Genomic DNA, 1,655 nt, shown 5'->3' with positions numbered 1-1,655 from the left:
CGGGCGTGCAGGGCGTGCGGTAAATGCGCTTCAGTTTGTCCGACAGGAGCGTTGCTCATGTGCGGGCAGGTCATGACCGAAGAGGAGGTGGTGCAGGCAGTTCTGCGGGACCGAGTGTTCTACGAGAGCTCGCAAGGAGGGGTGACGATCTCCGGGGGTGAGCCACTGCAACAGGCGGCTTTCGCTGCGGCGGTTCTCGCACGCTGCAAGCAGGCAGGAATCCGCACGACGCTGGACACTGCGGCAGTGGGCCAGTGGGAGCATCTGGCTCCCCTGTTGCCGTCTACTGACTTGGTCCTTTTGGACATCAAACACGTGGACGACAAGAAGCACAGGCAGGCTACCGGCGCGGACTGTCGGGCGATCCTTGGCAATGTGGAGCGGTTGCTGCAGACCGACAGCGAGGTGTGTATTCGCGTACCGGTGATTCCAGGCTTCAACGACAGCCAGGAAGACATGCGCCTCATTGCCGAGACCGTTCGCCGCCTGATTCCGCCTTCCAGGCGGGGCGCGAACGGCAAGCCAAGGGTGATCTTCGAGCTGCTTCGCTTCCACAAGCTGGCGGCTGACAAGTATCTGGCCCTGGGCATGCGTTACCGTGCGGCTCACCTGGAACCACCGCCGGAGGAGAAGCTCGCGGCGCTGCGTCAGGTGGTGGCTTCGTATGGGTTTGGGGTTCTCTCCTGAGGCTCATGCAGGAGGAGCCGGCGGGCGAAGTATGCATCGCCCCTGCATGTAGGTTTGAACGGGTGGAGGTAACACATGGAGTTTTCAGCTCTTATTCGCACGCGCTACAGTGTGCGCGCCTACCAGGATCGGCCGGTCGAGGAGGACAAGCTCGCCGCCATATTGGAAGCGGCGCGTCTGGCACCAACCGCGGCTAATCGCCAGCCCTTTGCTCTGCTGGTAGTCAGCACCAAAGGTCGAGAGGATGAGCTGCGGCGCATCTACAAGGCTGCCTGGTTCACCCAGGCGCCGCTGGTCATCGGGGTGTGCGCGCTCCCTGGCAAGGCCTGGTCTCGCATGGACGGCAAGAACTACGCCGATGTTGACGCGACCATTGCGATGGACCATCTGATCTTGGCAGCGGCCGATCTCGGGCTGGGCACGTGTTGGGTCGCGGCCTTTGACCCTGTGGCGGCGCGCGAGGTGTTGGGCCTGCCCGAAGGCGTCGAGCCGCTCGCTTTCACGCCGCTTGGCTACCCAGCCGACTCCCCGCGCCCCAAGACCCGTAAAGCTTTGTCCGAACTTGTACACTACGAGCGATGGTGAAAGAACGGCGACATTTTTCTCCGCACAAGTCAGGTGAGCCTCGGGGTGGACGTGAGACTGATCCCAAGGTCTCTTCTCTCAACTCACGAGGGGAAGCTGAGCTGAGGGGGGCTGATTCACTCGTCGGACTGCGACAGGATACGATCGAAATCATCAGGGCCGAGCGCCTGAATGGCACCATTCGCCATGCTCTGTTTGATTTTGACGGCACAATTTCGCTGCTCCGGCAAGGCTGGCAGCAGGTCATGATCCCGCTCATGGTGGAAGTGCTCCTCAATACCCCGCGCCACGAGCCCGAGGCCGAGCTCCAGCATTTTGTTGAGGAGCTGGTCACCGTCACCACAGGTCAACAGACCATCTTCCAGATGATGCGGCTGGCCGAA

At 61.8% G+C, this 1,655-nt stretch carries 3 protein-coding genes; 2 read left to right on the top strand and 1 reads right to left on the bottom strand.

Annotation, left to right across the window (positions count from 1 at the left end):
• Both H5U38_09595 and H5U38_09590 read left to right on the top strand, forming a co-directional pair.
• A partial coding sequence (locus H5U38_09595; GenBank protein ID MBC7187274.1) for a glycyl-radical enzyme activating protein occupies positions 1-687 on the top strand: 687 nt, incomplete at its 5' end.
• 75 nt (positions 688-762) lie between these two features.
• Positions 763-1,272 (top strand): nitroreductase family protein, encoded by a 510-nt coding sequence (locus H5U38_09590; GenBank protein ID MBC7187273.1) that lies wholly within the window; start codon positions 763-765, stop codon positions 1,270-1,272.
• 116 nt (positions 1,273-1,388) lie between these two features.
• On the opposite strand, the gene H5U38_09585 is transcribed toward H5U38_09590, so the two are convergent.
• A partial coding sequence (locus H5U38_09585) for a hypothetical protein (GenBank protein MBC7187272.1) occupies positions 1,389-1,655 on the bottom strand: 267 nt, incomplete at its 5' end.

Source organism: Calditrichota bacterium, assembly GCA_014359355.1.
GTDB lineage: Bacteria > Zhuqueibacterota > Zhuqueibacteria > JANLFK01 > Oleimicrobiaceae > Oleimicrobium.
This window is presented reverse-complemented; position numbering and strand designations above follow the sequence as displayed.

Bases quoted from the DNA above. Each gene is read 5' to 3' on its own strand.
- H5U38_09590 (MBC7187273.1), top strand. From the start codon at position 763: ATGGAGTTTTCAGCTCTTATTCGCACGCGCTACAGTGTGCGCGCCTAC.